Source organism: Bhargavaea massiliensis (assembly GCF_018390575.1).
GTDB classification, from domain to species: Bacteria; Bacillota; Bacilli; order Bacillales_A; family Planococcaceae; genus Bhargavaea; species Bhargavaea massiliensis.
In genome coordinates, this window is sequence record NZ_JAHBCJ010000025.1 from 1 (window position 1) to 442 (window position 442).

Annotated in this window: 1 protein-coding gene; it reads left to right on the forward strand. The window is 72.4% G+C overall.

Going from position 1 to position 442, the window contains the following annotated elements; genetic code table 11:
• Positions 1 to 442, forward strand: a 442-nt coding sequence (locus KHA84_RS15205; protein ID WP_213424357.1) for a hypothetical protein, incomplete at both ends; no start/stop codon positions are given.

Genomic DNA, 442 nt, shown 5'->3' on the forward strand with positions numbered 1-442 from the left:
GGACACGTCGCGTGGGCGTCGGAGGAGTACCTCTCGGCGCTGCTCTGCGTGGTGCTGCACGGGTACGGGATCACCGCGTTGGGCGGCGAGCTCTCGTCGTTCACCGCGGCCGATCACGTGGAGTCGGTGCGCATCGACCACGGGCTACGCCGCGCCGCCGACGCGGAGATCGCGCTGTTCGCCGGCGACCTGCCGTCCGCCACGATCGCGGCCGCCGACGCGATCGACACCATCGAGGTCGACGGCCCGGAGGACTTCCTCCCCCGCGTGCTCTCCCTCCATGCGTTGGCGCTGGCACTGTCCGGGCAGGTCTCGGACGCGAGAGAGCAGTTGCGCCGGATGCGGGCGGTGCCGAACCACACGAACTCGCCGGTCGGGCCGGAGATGCGCGCCGCCGAGGCCGGTGCACTGTTCTGTGTGGGGGACCGCGACGCGGCGAAGC